The 17,736-nt window shown below is 63.8% G+C and carries 7 protein-coding genes; 3 read left to right on the top strand and 4 right to left on the bottom strand.

Features of this window, described 5'->3' with window-relative positions; genetic code table 11:
- Nucleotides 1-4,668: an RHS repeat-associated core domain-containing protein gene (locus G3N99_RS08785; protein WP_206122171.1), complete on the bottom strand. Its 4,668-nt coding sequence runs from the start codon at nucleotides 4,666-4,668 to the stop codon at nucleotides 1-3.
- A 467-nt stretch (nucleotides 4,669-5,135) separates the two neighbouring features.
- Here G3N99_RS08785 and G3N99_RS08780 point away from each other — a divergent pair, with 467 nt between their 5' ends.
- Entirely contained in the window at nucleotides 5,136-7,580 is a 2,445-nt protein-coding gene (locus tag G3N99_RS08780) for a DUF3772 domain-containing protein (RefSeq protein WP_174988155.1), read from the top strand.
- Nucleotides 7,581-7,723: 143 nt separating this feature from the next.
- Here G3N99_RS08780 and G3N99_RS08775 read toward each other — a convergent pair whose 3' ends face one another.
- From G3N99_RS08775 to G3N99_RS08765, 3 genes are all read right to left on the bottom strand, one after another.
- Complete coding sequence (locus G3N99_RS08775; protein ID WP_174988160.1) at nucleotides 7,724-8,134, bottom strand: VOC family protein; 411 nt, start codon at nucleotides 8,132-8,134, stop codon at nucleotides 7,724-7,726.
- Entirely contained in the window at nucleotides 8,121-12,776 is a 4,656-nt protein-coding gene (locus G3N99_RS08770; RefSeq protein ID WP_206122170.1) for an RHS repeat-associated core domain-containing protein, read from the bottom strand. The genes G3N99_RS08775 and G3N99_RS08770 overlap by 14 nt, the downstream gene beginning before the upstream one ends.
- 429 nt (nucleotides 12,777-13,205) lie before the next feature.
- A complete protein-coding gene (locus G3N99_RS08765) occupies nucleotides 13,206-14,717 on the bottom strand; it encodes an aldehyde dehydrogenase family protein (protein WP_174944099.1) in 1,512 nt (503 codons plus the stop codon).
- A gap of 729 nt (nucleotides 14,718-15,446) precedes the next feature.
- On the opposite strand from G3N99_RS08765, the gene G3N99_RS08760 reads away from it, so the two are divergent.
- Both G3N99_RS08760 and G3N99_RS08755 read left to right on the top strand, forming a co-directional pair.
- Nucleotides 15,447-16,931: an amino acid permease gene (locus G3N99_RS08760; RefSeq protein ID WP_241011545.1), complete on the top strand. Its 1,485-nt coding sequence runs from the start codon at nucleotides 15,447-15,449 to the stop codon at nucleotides 16,929-16,931.
- A 143-nt stretch (nucleotides 16,932-17,074) separates the two neighbouring features.
- A partial coding sequence (locus G3N99_RS08755) for an FAD-dependent oxidoreductase (protein ID WP_206122169.1) occupies nucleotides 17,075-17,736 on the top strand: 662 nt, incomplete at its 3' end.

Raw genomic sequence — 17,736 nt, 5'->3', positions numbered from 1 at the left:
TCAAACCTCACATATACATGGACATTTTTTTGCCAGGAACGCTTGTGCCCGCTTCCTGAGCCGCCTCGCTTGACTGGCCGAAATCCCAGCCTTTCTCAAGCCACCCTGAGTAATATCAAGCTCTCGCTTAATATCGTCATGAAACTCGTTTCTACCGAGCCCGTAAGTCTGCCGTATCTTGCCTTCGTGATAATGCGCACCACCTATTTTACGAGTATCAGTAGTAGGACCTCGGGTATGCCTATCGAGATCAAGCGCAATCGAAGGATTGTCCGCATCTCTGCAATTTTTGCTAGCCAACCCTTTTTGCACTAGATATTCGTGGCGAAGAAGTTCGTGAGCTTGTAGACCGTCGCCAACGTTATCTCCCCCATTAAGATCCCCGTAGGTGCCGAGTTGCCCTACCTTCGCAAGCCCCATTGGATCGATCCAACCTACCGGGTCTGGAGCATACTGATAGACATTGATGCCACCGACGAGGCCGATAGGATCCTTGCTAATGAACCGGCCATTACTCGGATCATAGTACCGATTCCGGTTATACCTCAGCCCCGTCTCCGCATCCTCCTGCTGTCCCTGAAACCGAATCGGGTTCCGCGGCGCGATGCCCGCCCGCTGCGACACCCGCGCGATCACCTCCCGCGCTTCGCCCCAGGCCCGATACGACGCCTCCCACACCACCTCGCCGGCCTCGTCCGTCATCAGCAACGGCGTACCGATCTGGTCACAGTGGTAGTAAAACAAATGCGCGTCCGACTGCCGTTCCGGCACACGTTGCAGCGGATCATTCTCCGGCACATACGGCTCGCCTTCTCGCCACACCGGCGTCTGAATCCCCGCAACCGGCCGAGCCGCCACATATTGGGCAAGCGGGGCGAACGATTCCGGCTCGTACACATACTGCGTCGCGTCGCCTTCGCTGCTTTCATAAGCGAGCTGGTCGCCATCCCAGCCGAACACCGTCCGCACACCATCGACATCCTTGCCGATCCTGCGTCCAAATGCATCATAGAAATACCGCGCTTCATGCTGCCGCTCAGACTCCTCGACGCGCGCGATTCTCAACCGGTTGAATCCGTCCCACTCGTACTGCTGCCTACCCGACGGCGAACTCTTTCCGATCAAATTCCCGCGCGCATCGTATTCGAAGTGCGTGCCCGCGTATTCCTTCAACAGATTGCCGAGCACCTTCGGCACTTCCGGCGGCAACGTGCTGTCCACGCTGTCTGGCACCACCGGGCTCGCCTTCGCCAGCCCCGGCGTACGCGCGTGCTTGCGACTGCCTTGATCAACGATGTTGCTCGCCGGGTCGAACGCGAAATGCTCCGCGCCGAGCGGCCCGATCGCCGCAATGAGGCGGCCGATCGGGTCATAGCGGTAACTGATCAGCCCCTTCCGGCTGTCCTCGATATGTTCGAGCTGTCCAACGGCATCGTACCGATACCGGCGCTCGGCCAGCGCGGCCGGCGCGTTGGATCGCCGAACCGCCTGCCGGGTAATCCGGCCGGCCGGATCGTATTGCGTCTGCTGCGCCAGCTTGCTCGACAGCGTCCGCCCCGTTTCGCGGTGCAGATCGTCACGCTCGAACTGGATTCGCTCCTCGCCATCGAGCACGAGCCCGTGCACGTGACCAGAGCCATAGGTCAACCAGTCCAGCACATGTCCATCGGGTCGAACGGTCTTGATCCGCGTGCCGATTTCATCATATTCGTGATGCCACACGTAGCTGCGCGATTCGCCGCCAAACAACCGATAGGCATGATGCTCGCGAACCGGATTACCAACCGGATCGAAGAACACCTGCATCCGGCTATGACTGTTGCGCGCCTCGATGAGCCGTCCGCTCGCGTCGTACGCAAACCGCTCCTCGCTGGCACCCGAGATCCGGCGCGCGAGCCGGCCGGCCTGATCGAACTCGAGTTCCGTCACCTGCCCGGCCTCGTCGACCTTCACCGGCTGCAGCGTGCCTTCGTCGTATCCGTACGTCGTCCGTTTGCCGTCGAAACCGATCTCTTCCAGCAAGCGCCCTGCGGGATCGTAGTGAAACTGATAGGTCGCGCGGTTCGCATCGGTCAATGCAGTCAAGCGGCCGAGACGATCATAGCGATATGAAAGCGTGTATCCGAGCGCATCGACGCGGCTTGCCACACGTCCCGCCACGTCGTACGAAAAACGCGTGACGCGCTCCATCGGATCGGTTTGGGACAGCAACCGGCCTTCTGCATCGTGTGTGAACCGGACGGTGCCGGCTGCCGACGAGATCTCGCTCAACCCGCCATTCTTGCCATACTGGTAGACCGTGGCGTTGCCTGCGGCGTCGATCGACTGCGCGAGTCTCCCATCGCCGTCGTACTTCCACTTCGTCGCCTTGCCGGAACAGTCGGTGTACTGCAGCAATTGTCCGGCGTCATCGTAGACGAGCGAAGTCGCACCGCCCTTGGCATCGATCGTCTTGATCGGCATTCCGCTGGCGTTGTACGCATACTTCGTCTCACGCCCGAGCGGATCCTTCTGCCCCGCAAGATTGCCCGCGTCATCGTACGAACGTTCCCACACGTACCCTTCGGGATCCTTGAGCCGAACGAGCTGATCTTGTCCGTTGTACTCCATCGCGACAACCGCCCCGTCGACGCGAAAATGCTTCGTCAAGTTCCCGCGCGCGTCGTAGTCCATCTCCTCGATGCCGCCGTCGCGATGAACACGCATCACTAGGTTGTTGTCCTGGTCGCGCCGCATCCACTCCTCGGTGCCATCCGGATACGCGATCCGGTACATGTACCCGCGGATGTTGTAGTAGTACCGCGTGACGTTGCCCAGCGCGTCGGTCACATAGGTCAACCGGATGTTCGGATGCCACATCAGGCGAATGTCGTGACTGCCGTCATCGGCATATTCACGTACGCACTGTGCGTTCGTATTGTCGTCGCGCTCGGCCCCCTCCCACTCGAGGTTCATGCCGCGGCCCGTGCGATCCGTGTAGCGGGTAATCAGGTGGCGATGGTACGCATACTGGCGTGCATTACCGTAACGATCAGTTGCCCGAATCAGGTCGCCGTTCTCGTCGTATTGGTACTGCGCGAGTGTCGTGCGGGTGCTCGCGTCGATGATCTGCTCGATCGCTGCGATACGCCCGTGGCTGTCGTGACGAAACGCGAGCGTATGCCCGGCCGAGCTGACGAGCCGCGCCAGACGATTCGCGTCGTCGTAATCGAGCGCGATCGTATTTCCTGCGCGGTCCTTCTGCAATGCGAGCCGGAACGAATCGCCGCGCTTCTCATAGACGTGAAGCAAATCGTGGCCGTACGCGACAGTTACCCACGTGTCGTCGAGCCGGCTCAGCGTTACGCCTTCCACGCGATCGTCGTGAACAGCACCTGCCGCAAGCGCCGGATATTCGATGTTGCGGCCCGTTGAATCGCTGCAGATCCACTTGCCGCCCCGAACATCGATACGCGTCATGTACGGCGACAGCCAGCGCGCACCCAGTTCGCCGTCATCGTATCCGGCCAGCCTGGAGCGGTAGACCCGCATCCACACGATCGGCATCGCACCCGGCAATTCAAAATCGGCATGGGAAAACGTCTCGTCGCCGAACGAATAGCTAATCGCGCCGACCGATGCACCGCTCCCGCACTCTTCGCAATGGTTGACGCCGGAGCCCTTCGCTTTCGCCTCCTTCTTCGCCGCTGCAAGCGGTACCTGCGGCCGCCGGGCCTCTGCTTCCGTCGTGCCCTGCGACTTGATCGATGCGGTCCGCATCGCTTCACGCTTGTGCCGCAACGCATTGATCAGCTTCAGCAGCAGCCACATCAGCTTGCCTTCGTCGCTGCCCTTCAGTTCGTTGATCTTGCCGACCACCACCGGTGCCAACGTGCGCAACGACACCGCAATCGAGCGAATCGGTGCGACATACTTCTCGGGAACGAGCCCTGCCGCCGTGCTACCGGCGGAGTTGACGTTGCGCTTGCCGAGTGCCACCCCGGACTCGGTCAGATAACCCCACGCCCCCTTTACCAAGTCCTTGCTGAGCCATCCGCTCTTCTTCATCAACTGCCGGTATTCGGCGGCTTCCTGTTCGTTCTTCGTCGGATCGAACAACTTGCCCGCCACCACCGCGTCGATGCCGTCGGCCAGACCCGTGAAGATCTCCTGCGCTTTCGCCGCGCAGTGATCGATCAGGTCGTTGACCACGGCCTGCAGCTTCGACAGGAAGTCCTCGACCTCGGTCGAAAACGACGCCTGCACGTGCGTGACGACGATCGACACGATCGCAGCCCCGATGTCGCGCTTGTGAATCAGAAGCTGATTGCGGATCAGCGCCAGCAGCGGCCGCGCCGTGAGGCGCATCGGCGCCAGCACCGGCGGAAACGGAATCACGCCGATCAGGTTGATCGCCAGCCCGAGATAGTCGAGCAGCTCACCGCCTCGCTTGCGGATGATCGAGACGATGTCGGTCAGGGCGTCGGCCAGCGCCATGAGGTTGTTGAGGACCGGAATCATGCTGGCCACCGTCGCCAGCCGGTCGACGTTCACGTAGCCGTTCGTCACGCTGATCAGCCACGCGTTGAAGCCTTCGCCGGACGCCACGACGTCGTCCGGATGCACATCGGTCAGCCACGGGGTGGCCTGCTCATATTCCGCGCCCGGCGGGAGTTTTTGATCTGCCATGCTCTCAGGATTCTTCTCGTTGTTCGTTTTTCGGCCCGCGGCAGCCGTCCCCGGTTCATCTCTTGGACGTCATGCCAGCGACCCGCGGCATTGTATCGACGAATGGACGACCGGAAAATGAAAGGTAGCGGCGCTCGAGCCCGTACCCCAAACGGGTCATCGCACCCTATTTGTTGACACGGCTTGCCCCGAATGTTATGTAAATTCGGTAACCATCTATCTGGCCGATCAGCGTCACCGGGCACCACGAGCCGCGACTTTTCCTGCGTGGCACGACCAACGCAAGCCCGGTAAACCGGGCACAAGCCGCCGGATCGTGGCCCGTCGCCCCTGTACGGCGCCCCGATTCCGCCCCCGCAGATTCGAACATCGCTCGCCCCCACACCCCGGTAACATGCTACCGGGCCAACCACCGGCTTCCGGGCGCCTTTCGGCGACCTGAATTGTCGGCAAATCGTAAGCATTCCATGTTCATACAACGACTATCCCCCTACGTGCGCCGGATCGCACTGATCGCGCTGCTGCAGTTCGCGGCGATCGCGACCGCGTCCGCGTTTCCGGCGGCCGCCTCGGCCCCGAACGCGAGCGGTGTCGGCGCGCCCGTCCCGGCCATCTCGCTGACCGACGCCGTCGCGCAGCTCAAGCAGATGCAGGCCGAACTGGACCGCATCAAGCAGCAGACCTCGACCGCGTCCAACAGCAAGGAGCTGGACGGGCTCAGCGACTCGACGCAGGAGCTGAGCACCGATGTCGAGAAGCTGCAGAGCGATCTCGTTCCGCAGCGTGCGCAGATCCAGGGGCAACTCGACGTGCTAGGCCCCCCGCCTGCCGAAGGCGCCGCGCCGGAAACGCCGGCCGTCGCGAAGCAACGGGCCACGCTGAACGCGCGCAAGACCCAGATCGATGCAGCGCTGAAGCAGGCCGCCGACCAGAAGACCAGCCTCACGAACCTGAACGAGCAGTTCGCGAAGCTGCATCGCGGCCTGCTGAAGAACCAGCTTGCGTTCCGATCGGGCGGCATTTTCAGCGCGCAGTTCTGGCTGCCGCTGTTCCATCTTTCGCCGGACGACGCCCAGCGGCTTGGGGACTTCGACGAAGAAATGCTCGACATGCTGCGCTCGTCGTGGGTGCCCGGACAAAAGGCGATCACCGTGCTGCTGCTGGTTGCCGCGTTTGCGGCATGGATGGGCGGCCGCCGGCTCATCGAACGCGGGCTCGCATGGCTCTGCGTGAACCGCCTGCCGGCCACCCGTTTGCGCCGCAGCGCGCTGGCGTTGTCGACCGCGCTGTCGACGCTGCTGGCAACCGCCATTGCCGTGCAGATCCTGTACCTCGCCGTCGCGCGCCATTACGACCTCACGCCGGCGCTGAACGACCTGTGGGACCAGTTCGCGAAGCTTGCCGCAACCTGCGCACTGATCGCCGGGCTCGGCCGTGCGCTGCTCTGCACGAAGCATCCGTCGTGGCGCCTGCCCGCGCTCGCCGATCCCGTCGCGCTCGCGATGAAGCCGTTCCCCGGCGTCCTGGCCGCGCTGCTGCTGGTGTCCGGCACGCTTGAATCGATCAATCGGATCGTCGACACCAGCCTGTCGGTCACGCTGTTCGGTCGCGGGATCGTGTCGCTCGTCGTCGCGGTGACGGTCGGTGCGTCGCTGCTGCGCTCGAACCGCGCGCGCAGCGCGCTTGCGGCCGCCGGCGAAGCGCCCGAGCAGCGCTCGACGCTCGCCGGGCTGATCCATGCGGCCGTCACGCTGGCCATCGTTGCGGCCCTGATCGCGCTCCTGATCGGCTACATCACGGTCGCGCGCTTCATCACCTACGAGCTCGTGTGGTTCGAGATCGTGCTGGGCGCCACCTATATCCTGATCCAGTTGACGCGTGACGCGAGCGAAAGCCTGTTCTCGTCAAGCCTGACGACGGGCCAGCAGATCAAGCACCTGTTCGCACTCGAGGATCGCCACCTCGATCAGGCCCGCACGGTCCTGTCCGGTTTCGGCACGAGCCTGCTGATGCTGATCGCGGCCATCGCGCTGCTGACGGGCGGCTTCGGCACGACGCCGGGCGACCTGATGGACAGTGCAGTCGCGATGATCGGCAGCCAGCGGCTGCAGAGCCTGAACATCATGCCCGACCGGATCATGAACGCCGTGATCGGGTTCGCGATCGGCTTCTACCTGCTGCGCTCGCTGCGCCGCTGGCTCGACAGCGAGTTCATGCCCGCACTCGGCATGGATACGGGGATGCGCGTATCGCTGATCACGCTGTTCACCAACGTCGGCTACGTGCTGCTCGTGCTGATGACGCTGGGGCTGCTCGGCGTCAGGTGGAACAACCTCGCGTGGATCGTCAGTGCGCTGTCGGTGGGTATCGGTTTCGGCCTGCAGGAGATCGTGAAGAACTTCGTGTCGGGGCTGATCCTGTTGACCGAGCGCCCGGTGAAGGTGGGCGACATGATCAGCATTGCGGGCGTCGAAGGCGACATTCGTCGCATCAACGTGCGCGCGACCGAGATCCAGCTCAGCGACCGCTCGACCGTGATCGTGCCGAACTCGCAACTGATCTCGCAGAACCTGCGCAACGTGACGATGGGCAACAGCACGCAGGGCGTCGCGACGCTCGTGCTGACGTTCCCGCTGAACACCGACCCCGAGCAGGTGCGCGACCTGCTGCTTGAAGCGTATCGCTCGCATGAGGCGATTCTCGAGAAGCCGGCGCCGTCGGTCACGTTCAGCCAGCTCACGCCGGACGGCATCACACTGAGCGTGACGGGTTACGTGTCGAGCCCGCGAATCGCCGGTTCGACGAAGAGTGACCTGCTGTTCGAGATCCTGAAGCAGTTGCGCGCGGCGGGGATCACGCTGTCGAGCCCGCAGATGCTGGTCGTGCAGAACATGCCGGCGGCGGAGACGTGATGCCGGCTACGCATCCGGCATATTCAGGCTGGACGAGTTGTATGCGGCAGATCCATTGATTCGTGACACCGTCTCCGGACAGTCTCGCCGCCAGCACCGCGCACGTAATCGATCGCGATCGGGTATTGCTTCCCCCGATCCGATCAATCGATCGTGACCGTTTCCGCCCAGCCATAAATGATCTTGTCGCTTTCCTCGTCGTCTTCGTCGCTATGGATCGTGATCAGATTGTCGCTCGGATCGCGAAAGTGCGCGAAATACCCGGCCGGCAGCCGCCCGATCTCTTCGAACTTCGCGCCGGCGTCTTTCAGACGACGACAGAATGCGCCGAAATTCTTTGCGATCTCGATTTGGATGATTGCGTTTCTGTTGATTGGACCCTTGCCGTTTTCATACAGAAGCGTCCCCACCCCGCCATCCTCTCCCCCAAGCAGCACCTCCCCATCCTCTGTTACCTTGAAACCCAAACCGTCACTATAAAATTCGCTCATCCGTTGCATGTTCTTCGGCTTGACCGGAATCACGAAGCGGATCTTTCCCTTAACGTCGTCCATATCGTCCCTTGGCTGGTGGCCTGCCGCTCTCTCTCGAAGCGGAGCGCGCGGCCTCTGTTGCACATCGGCTGGATCGGTAGATTTTGGCACCGACCCGGCCCAATGCCTTTTTCTCGGCGGCATAGAACGGGCTGCGATTGGCGGCGCTATCAGTCCCGATATCGATGAACTCATACCCCTGCGCCGCCATCTCTCTGATCCAAGCGGCGTTCCGGGCAACGGCCTGCTGCTCCCAGCCCTTACTCGCGAGCGGATCCTTGATGCCCTTCGTAACCGTCTTCCATTCCTTCGTGATCGTCCTGAATTCGTCGCACGGATGCTTGACCCGCATCGCGACAGCATAAGCCTCGACCGATGCCTGCCCCTCGCCAATCACCACATATTTCCTCAGCCCGAGCGGATCGACAAATTCGACCGGATTCGGCGCGTATTGATAGAAATTGATCCCGCCGGCGAGCCCGATCGGATCCTGCGAGATGAAGCGGCCCGCACCCGGATCGTAGTACCGGTAACGGTTGTAATGCAGCCCGGTTTCCTCGTCGTACTGCTGACCCTGGAACCGGATCGTGCTTCGCGCCACGGCCCCCGCCGCCTGCGAAGCGCGCGCGATCACAGCGCGCGCTTCGCCCCATGCGCGATACGTAGCCTCCCACACCACCTCGCCCGCCTCGTCGCTCATCAACAATGGCGTGCCGACCTGGTCGCAATGGTAGTAAAGCAGACGCACGTCCGTCAGCCCCTCGGGCCGCCGTTGAAGCGGATCCGTTTCAGGTGTATATCGGTCCGTCTCGCGCCATTGCGGCGTCGCCATTCCGGCAAGGGGCTCCATCGTGACGTACTGCGCCAGCGGAACCACGCTCTCCGGCTCGTACACGTACTGGGTCGTACCAGTGTCCGTGCTTTCATACGCCAGCCGGTCGCCGTCCCATCCGAACACGGTCCGCGCACCGTTCACATCCTTCGCGATCCGGCGTCCGAACGGATCGTAAAAGTAATGCGCGTCGATCTGGCGCGTCGATTCCTCGACACGCACCCGCGTCAACCGGTTGAACGCGTCCCACTCATAATGCTGCCGCCCTACCGGCGAGCGCTTCCCGATCAGGTTGCCGCGCGCATCGTATTCGAAGCGCGTTCCGGCATACCCGTCGAGTATGTTCCCCAGCACCTTCGGCACCTGTGGCGGCAACGAGCTGTCCGGACGATCCGGCATCACCGGGCTCTGCTTCGTCGGCTCCGGCAAACGGGCATGCCCGGCCCCGCTCGCATCCATGATGTTGCTTGCCGGATCGAACGCGAAGCGCTCCGGACCCTGTGGCCCTGCCGCCGCGATCAAGCGACCGACCGGATCGTAGCGATAGTCGATCAACCCCTTTCGGCTGTCCTCGATATGCTCGAGCCTGCCCGCTGCATCGTAGCGATAGCGCCGCGCCGCCATCGGCGCCGGCGCCTGCAGCCGCTGCACCGTTTGTTGCGTGATTCGCCCGGCAGGGTCATAGGCGGTCTGCTGCCCAATCCGGTTGGACAACGTCCGCCCGGTTTCGCGATGAAGATCGTCCCGCTCGAACTGGATGCGTTCTTCCCCGTCCAGCATCAGTCCGTGGACATGCCCCGAACCATAAGTCAGCCAGTCCAGCGTATGGCCATCGGGGCGCACCGTCTTGATCCGGGTGCCAATGGCATCGTATTCGTGATGCCAGACGTAACTGCGCGATTCGCCGAACAGTTGGTAAGCGTGATGCTCGCGCACGAGATTGCCGACCGGGTCGAAGAACGATTGGATCCGGCTATGGTCGTTGCCGGCCTCGATCATTCGCCCGCTCGCGTCATAGGCGAAACGCTCTTCACCCGCGTCCGAAGCGCGCCGCGTCACGCGGCCCGCACGGTCGAACTCCAGCGTCGTGACCTGCCCAGCCACCTCGACGCTGCTCGGCTCGAGCATTCCTTCCGAGTATCGATACGTCGTCCGCTTGCCGTCGAACCCGACCTCCTCCAGCAACCGGCCGGTCGGGTCGTAGTGGAACTGGGACGTCGCATGGTTCGCATCGGTCAGGGTCGTCAGACGGCCGAGCCGGTCGTAGCGATACGAGAGCGCATGACCGAGCGCATCGACGCGGCTCGCCACGCGGCCGGCCGGGTCGTACGAGAGCCGCGTGACACGTCCAAGCGAATCGGTATGCGACTGCACGCGACCTTCTGCATCCCGCACGAAACGATCGATCCCCGCCGCCGATGCCATCTCGCTAAGCTCGCCATTCTCACCGTAGCGATAGGTCGTCACGCCGCCTGCCGGATCAGTCTTGCTCGTCAAACGCCCATGATCGTCATAGGTCCATTTCGTCGCTTTTCCCGAGCAGTCGACATGCTGGCTCAGCTGTCCGGTTGCATCGTAGAACAGCGAATTCGTCCCGCCCTTTTCGTCGGTCATTCCGACAAGCAGCCCCCGCGCGTCGTACGCATACTTCGTCTCGTTTCCGAGCGGATTGACCTGGCTGACCAGATTGCCCGCGTCGTCATAGCCACGCTTCCAGACGTGCCCCTCCGGATCCGTCATCGATACCGGCTGGTCCTGTCCGTCGTAACTCATCTCGACGACCGCTCCGTCGACACGGTAGTGCCGGGTCATGTTCCCGCGTGCGTCGTACTCCATCTCCTCGATGCCGCCGTCGCGATGGACATGCATCACCAGATTGTTGTCCCGGTCGCGCCGCATCCACTCTTCTGTTCCGTCCGGGTGCGCAATCCGGTACATGTAACCGCGGATGTTGTAGTAGTAGCGCGTGACGTTGCCGAGCGCGTCCGTGACGTAAGTCAGACGGATATTCGGATGCCACATCAGGCGGATATCATGGCTGCCGTCGTCTGCGTATTCGCGTACGCATCGCGCGTTCGTGTTGTCCTCGTCTTCGCTGCCTTCCCACTCGAGATTCATCCCGCGGCCGGTACGATCCGTATAGCGGGTGATCAGGTGACGGCGATATGCATATTGCCAAGCGTTGCCGTAGCGGTCCATCGCATGAACTAGGTCGCCCTCGTCGTCGTAGCGATACCTTGCGAGCGTGACGCGCGTCTGCTCATCGACGATCTGCTCGATCGCGGCAATACGGCCGCGCGCATCGTGTCGAAACGCCAGCGTATGGCCAGCCGAGCTGACCAGCCGGGCAAGACGATGATCCGTATCGTAGTCGAGCGCGACCGTGTTGCCCGCGCGATCCTTCTGCAACGCGAGCCGGAACGTATCGCCGCGCTTCTCGTAGACGTACAGCGTTTCGTGGCCGTACGACAGCGTGACCCAGGTCTCGTCCAGCCGCGACAGCGTGACGCCTTCCACCTGGTCATCGTGTACAGACCCGGATGCCAGCGCCGGATAGTCGATGTTGCGTCCAGTGGAATCGCAGTACACCCACTTCCCGCCATGGATTTCGATCCGCGTCAGGTACGGCGTCAGCCAGCGGGCGCCCTGTTCACCGCGATCGTAGCCGGCCAGGCGTGAACGATAGGTCCGCGCCCACACGATCGGCAGCGCGCCCGGCAATTCGAAATCGGTATGCGTAAAGGTCTCGTCGCCGAATGCAAAACTGATCGACGCCCCGGATGCACCGCATCCGCACTCTTCGCAATGATCGACCCCGGCTCCTTTGGCCTTGGCCTCTTTCCTTCGCGCAGCCAGCGGCACTTGCGGGCGTTCCTCGTGAACGCGGGTCGATCCCGACGACTTGATCGACCCGCCGCGTGCGGCAAGCCCCTTGAGCCGCACCGCCTCCGCAAGCCTCACGAGCAGCCACATCAGCTTGCCCTCGTCGCTACCCTTGAGTTCGTTGATCTTGCTCGATACCACGGGTGCGAGCGTCCGCAGCGACGTCGCGATTTCGTGGATCGGGGCAGTGAACTCCGGCGGAATCAGCCCGCTCAACTTGCTGCCGGCCGAATTCGCCTTTTCCTTGCCGAGTGCCGACGTCGACTCCGACAGATACCCCCACGCGCCGGCAATCTGATCTTTGCTGAACCACCCGCTCTTCTTCAGCAATTGCCGATACTCGGCCGCCTTTTTCCTGTTTTCGGACGGATCGAACAGCTTGCCTGCCAGCAATGCGTCGAGGCCGTCGGCGAGACTCGTGAGGATCTCGTGCGCCTTCTTCGCACAGCGGTCGATCAGTTCATTGACCACGCCCTGCAGCGTCGTCAAGAAGTTCTCGATTTCGGTTGCGCACGATGCCTGCACATGCGTCACGACAATCGACACGACCGCGGCGGCAATGTCGCGCTTGTGGATCATCAATTCGTTGCGAATCAATGCGAGCATCGGCCGCGCCGTAAGCCGCAACGGCGCCAGCACCGGCGGGAACGGAATCACGCCGATCAGGTTGATCGCCAGTCCGAGATAGTCGAGCAAATCACCGCCACGCTTGCGGATGATCGAGACGATGTCGGTGAGCACGTCCACCAGCGCCATCAGGTTATTCAAGATCGGGATCGCGCTTGCGACTGTCGCCAGACGCTCAACGTTCACGTATCCATGCGTAACCGTCATCAGCCACGTGTTGAAGCTCTCTCCGGACGCACGTACGTCATCCGGGTGAACGTCCGTTAGCCACGGCGTCGCCTGTTCATATTCCGCGCCGGGAGGAAGTTTCTGATCTGCCATGCTCTCTGCGTTCTTGTTAATTGTTCTCGGGACGACCACGGCGGGGCTGACTGCCGTCACACTGCACCGGCGCGGCAAATACGGCCTGGCCGGGCATATCGCGGCCAGCGCGTGCGCTCGACGATTCGCCCGGCCATGTGGCCGAATCGCTCATGTGGACAGGTTCGGCCCTGCAGCGCGCTGACGAGTCGTGTTTCGGACGCCGCTGCCTGTATCGGCTTGGCCCTCGGAAAGCTCCGCGACATCCCGGGCGCGATTCTACAGATGATTGCGCCGACGGCGTACGGTCGACGACACTCGGACGGCAATCATTGCGATGTCGCGATTGGCGCGATGGCACGCCTCCGCAAACGAACAGGGCCGGTTACCGCTTCCGCGGCAACCGGCCCTGTTCATTCACCATCAAGGCGCCCTCCCGGGCGCTCCGCATCAAACGTCGAACTTCACGCCCTGCGCCAGCGGCAGCTGACGGCTGTAGTTGATCGTGTTCGTCGCGCGGCGCATGTAAGCCTTCCACGCATCCGAACCCGACTCGCGGCCGCCGCCCGTTTCCTTCTCGCCGCCGAACGCGCCGCCGATTTCCGCGCCGCTCGTGCCGATGTTCACGTTGACGATCCCGCAGTCGCTGCCCGCTGCCGACATGAACTGCTCGGCCTCGCGCATGTCATTCGTGAAGATCGCCGACGACAGGCCTTGCGGCACCGCGTTGTGCAGTTCGATCGCGTCGTCGAAGTTGTCGTAGACCATCACGTACAGGATCGGTGCGAACGTTTCGCGCTCGACCACCGCCGATTGCTTCGGCATCCGCACGAGGGCCGGACGCACGTAGTACGCATCCGCGTGACCGACGTCGACGCGCTCGCCGCCCTTCACCTCGCCGCCCTGCTCGCGTGCATCGCCCAGCGCCTTCTGCATCGCGTCGAACGATGCGCGATCGACCAGCGGGCCGACCAGCGTGCCTTCTTCAAGCGGGTTGCCGACCTTCACCGACGTGTAGGCCTTCTCGATGCGCGGCAGCAGCTGTTCGACCAGGCTGCGATGCACGATCAGGCGACGCAGCGTCGTGCAGCGCTGGCCGGCCGTGCCGACCGCCGCGAACGTGACCGCGCGCACCACGAGGTCGAGATCGGCGCTCGGCGCGACGATCATCCCGTTGTTGCCGCCGAGCTCGAGGATGCCGCGCGCGAGACGCTGGCTCAGCACCTTCGCGACTTCCTGGCCCATCCGCACGCTGCCCGTCGCGCTGACGACCGGCACCTTCTTCGACGCCGTCAGCACCTCGCCGACATCGCGCATGCCGAGCACCAGCTGGCTCAGCTCCGCCGGCGCGACGCCCGGGTGGGTCTTCTCGAATTCGCGGATCGCCTTCTGCAGCAACACGTGGCACGCGATCGCGGTGAGCGGCGTCTTCTCGGACGGCTTCCACACGACCGAATCACCGCACACGAATGCGAGCGCCGCATTCCATGCCCACACGGCGACCGGGAAGTTGAACGCCGAGATCACGCCGCACACGCCGATCGGGTGCCACGTTTCCATCATCCGGTGGCCCGGGCGCTCGGAGGCGATCGTGAGGCCGTAAAGCTGGCGCGACAGACCGACCGCGAAATCGCAGATGTCGATCATTTCCTGCACTTCGCCGAGGCCTTCCGACGTGATCTTGCCGGCTTCGAGCGTGACGAGGGCGCCGAGCTCGGCCTTGTGCTCACGCAGCACGTTGCCGAACACGCGCACGAGTTCGCCGCGCACCGGCGCCGGCACCGTGCGCCACTTGAGGAATGCGTCGTGCGCGGCGTCGATCTTGCGCTCGGCGTCGGCGGGCGTGTCGACGGCCAGCGTCGCGAGCGTCGCGCCGTCGAGCGGCGAACGCGCGGTCAGCGCATTGCCTTTCCACTGGGCGAGATCGATATCGAGCGCGGCAAGAATGTCGTTGAATTGCATCACTTCCTCTTCAGGGACAGATTGATCGGTGCGGCGGCAGCGCCGCCCGCGTGATTCGATTGGAGCGCGTTCGCGCGCCCTGTGCAAGCGGATGCGCCGCGCGGCAGGCCCGGTGCGCCGTTCGGCGCATCGCGCCGCGCCGCCGCCGGAAGCCCGCCGGACGGCGCGCTCCCGCCTCGCAGGGCACGATCCATGAAACACATTGTCGGTGGCCACAAGTCGGGCCGCTATTGATATTAACTCACGACTTCATTCCGAAAACGCAACACCCATGCGGGACGAAACGATGCGTTTTTCTGCCGATATGGGACTTGTCCAAGGCCCATGACCGGGCTGTCCGGCACGCGGCGACGTGGCGCAAGTTGATGACAAAGCCGCATCACCCTGTTCTGAAATATCGTTTGCCGCCCGTGCACCGGGCACACACAATCGTTGCGACGTCGAGGTGCAACGCACCCGGCGCGCCGCCGGCCGCCATGACGGCTGCCGGACGACAGACGAAGGCGACACGCATCGCGGCCCGGTTCATCCGGCCCGTTTCAGCACCGCATCACCGCTGCCCGGCCCGCGGCCGGCAACGCGTCGCGCTTCGTCACCGAAAAACAATCCCGGAGACAGCGCCCAGCGCCCGCCATGCATTCAGATGCCCGCCCCGACTCACCCCGCCCGTCCGGCTCGCCGCCCGCGAAGCCGACCCTCCACCGTGCACTGCAGGCACGCCATCTGCGGATGATCGCGATCGGCGGCTCGATCGGCACGGGCCTGTTCGTCGCGTCCGGCGCGTCGATCTCGCAGGCCGGCCCCGGCGGCGCGATGCTCGCGTACATGGTGATCGGCCTGATGGTCTATTTCCTGATGACGAGCCTCGGTGAAATGGCCGCGTTCATGCCGGTGTCGGGCTCGTTCGCGACCTACGGCGCGAAGTTCGTCGACGAAGGCTTCGGCTTCGCGCTCGGCTGGAACTACTGGTACAGCTGGGCCGTGACATTGGCTGTGGAGCTCGTCGCCGGCCAGCTCGTGATGAACTACTGGTTCCCGCATGTGCCGGGCGTCTGGTGGAGCGCGCTGTTCCTCACGCTGATCTTCGCGCTCAACGCGCTGTCGGTGCGCGGCTTCGGCGAAGCCGAATACTGGTTCGCGCTGATCAAGGTGCTGACGGTGCTCGCGTTCGTCGGCGTCGGCCTGCTGATGATCTTCGGGATCATGCAGGGCGGCCCGAGCGCGGGCTGGGGCAACTTCACGATCGGCGACGCGCCGTTCGCCGGCGGCTGGGCGACGATGCTCGGCGTCGCGATGATCGCCGGCTTCTCGTTCCAGGGCACCGAAATGATCGGCGTCGCGGCCGGCGAATCGGAAAACCCGCGCACGACGATCCCGCGCGCGGTGAGCCAGATCTTCTGGCGCATCCTGCTGTTCTACGTGTTCGCGATCTTCGTGATCGGCGTGCTGATTCCCTATACCGACCCGAGCCTGCTGAAGAGCGACGTGACCGACATCGGCGTGAGCCCGTTCACGCTCGTGTTCCGCCACGCGGGCCTCGCCTTCGCGGCCGGCGTGATGAACGCGGTGATCCTGACGGCCGTGCTGTCGGCCGGCAACTCGGGCATGTACGCGTCCACGCGGATGCTCTACAACCTCGCGGTCGAAGGCCGTGCGCCGAGGATCTTCGCGAAGCTGTCGCGCGGCGGCGTGCCGCGCAACGCGCTGTATGCGACGACGGCCGTCGGCGCGCTGTGTTTCCTCACGTCGCTGTACGGCGACAAGACCGTGTACCTGTGGCTGCTGAACACGTCGGGCATGGCCGGCTTCATCACGTGGCTCGGCATCGCGGTCAGCCACTACCGGTTCCGCAAGGGCTTCCTGAAGCAGGGCTACCGGCTCGACCAGTTGCCGTACCGGTCGAAGTGGTTCCCGTTCGGCCCGCTGTTCGCGTTCGCGCTGTGCGCGGTCGTCGCGCTCGGCCAGGATTACCAGGCGTTCTTCTCCGACAAGATCGACTGGGTCGGCGTCGCCGCGACCTACATCGGCCTGCCGTTCTTCCTCGCGATCTGGCTCGGCTACGCGCTCGTGCGCAAATGCCGTCTCGTGCGCTACGAAGACATGGAGATCGCGCCGTGGATCGAACGCAACGCGACGCCCGAACCCGCCCCGCAGGCTGAAACCGGCTATGCGGGCTACGTCGCCCGCCCGGCCAACCCGACGCCGGGCGCCTGATCGCGCGGGTCGGCCCGCATTGCACCGGCCGCCACGCGAGTACGGCGGCCGGCGCCCAGCCCCCCATTCGACGCGGCGCGCACGTTCAGGCAAGATCGACGCGCGCCGCCTGTTTTTCCGCCGTTACGAGTCAACGAAACCGCATGCAGAACTTCTACGAAGCCACCGTTACCCGCCAGCCCTACCCGCAACTGACCGGCACGATCGACACGCAGGTCTGCATCGTCGGCGGCGGCCTCGCCGGCCTGTGCACGGCGCTCGGCCTCGTCGAGCGCGGCGTGCATGACGTCGTCGTGCTCGACAGCGAACGGGTCGGCTTCGGCGCATCGGGCCGTAACGGCGGCTTCGTCTTCGGCGGCTACAGTCTCGACAACGCCGACCTGCTGCGCACGCTCGGCCGCGACGAAGGGCGCCGGCTGTACCGGCTCACCGTCGATGCAGTCGACCTGATCCGCTCACGGATCGCGCGCTACGGCATCGACTGCGACATCGTCGACCAGGGCGTGATGCTCGCAAACTGGTTCGACGATCCGTCCCGGCTCGACAGCGTGCGCACGCTGATGAAGAACGAACTCGGCGTCGACTGGGAACCCGTTTCCACGGACGCGCTGCGCAAGCGGCTGAAGACGCAGCGCTACTACGGCGGCCTGTTCGAGCCGAACGCCTTCCACTTCCATCCGCTGAAGTACGTGCTCGGCGTCGCGGCGGCCGCCTCGCGCGGCGGCGCACGCGTGTACGAACGCTCGGCAGCGCTCGGCATCGCCCGCGAAGGCGCCGGGTACGTCGTGCGCACGGCGCAGGGCAC

This window comes from Burkholderia sp. Ac-20392, assembly GCF_017104585.1.
In the GTDB taxonomy this organism is placed as follows: domain Bacteria; phylum Pseudomonadota; class Gammaproteobacteria; order Burkholderiales; family Burkholderiaceae; genus Burkholderia; species Burkholderia lata.
The sequence above is the reverse complement of the archived record's forward strand: the minus strand, read 5'-3'. Positions and strand labels throughout refer to the sequence as shown.

What these genes read in the sequence shown, in the direction of transcription:
- G3N99_RS08780 (WP_174988155.1), top strand. Translation starts at nt 5,136, where the DNA reads ATGTTCATACAACGACTATCCCCCTACGTGCGCCGGATCGCACTGATC.
- G3N99_RS08775 (WP_174988160.1), bottom strand. Translation starts at nt 8,134, where the DNA reads ATGGACGACGTTAAGGGAAAGATCCGCTTCGTGATTCCGGTCAAGCCG.
- G3N99_RS08785 (WP_206122171.1), bottom strand. Translation starts at nt 4,668, where the DNA reads ATGGCAGATCAAAAACTCCCGCCGGGCGCGGAATATGAGCAGGCCACC.
- G3N99_RS08770 (WP_206122170.1), bottom strand. Translation starts at nt 12,776, where the DNA reads ATGGCAGATCAGAAACTTCCTCCCGGCGCGGAATATGAACAGGCGACG.
- G3N99_RS08765 (WP_174944099.1), bottom strand. Translation starts at nt 14,717, where the DNA reads ATGCAATTCAACGACATTCTTGCCGCGCTCGATATCGATCTCGCCCAG.
- G3N99_RS08760 (WP_241011545.1), top strand. Translation starts at nt 15,447, where the DNA reads ATGATCGCGATCGGCGGCTCGATCGGCACGGGCCTGTTCGTCGCGTCC.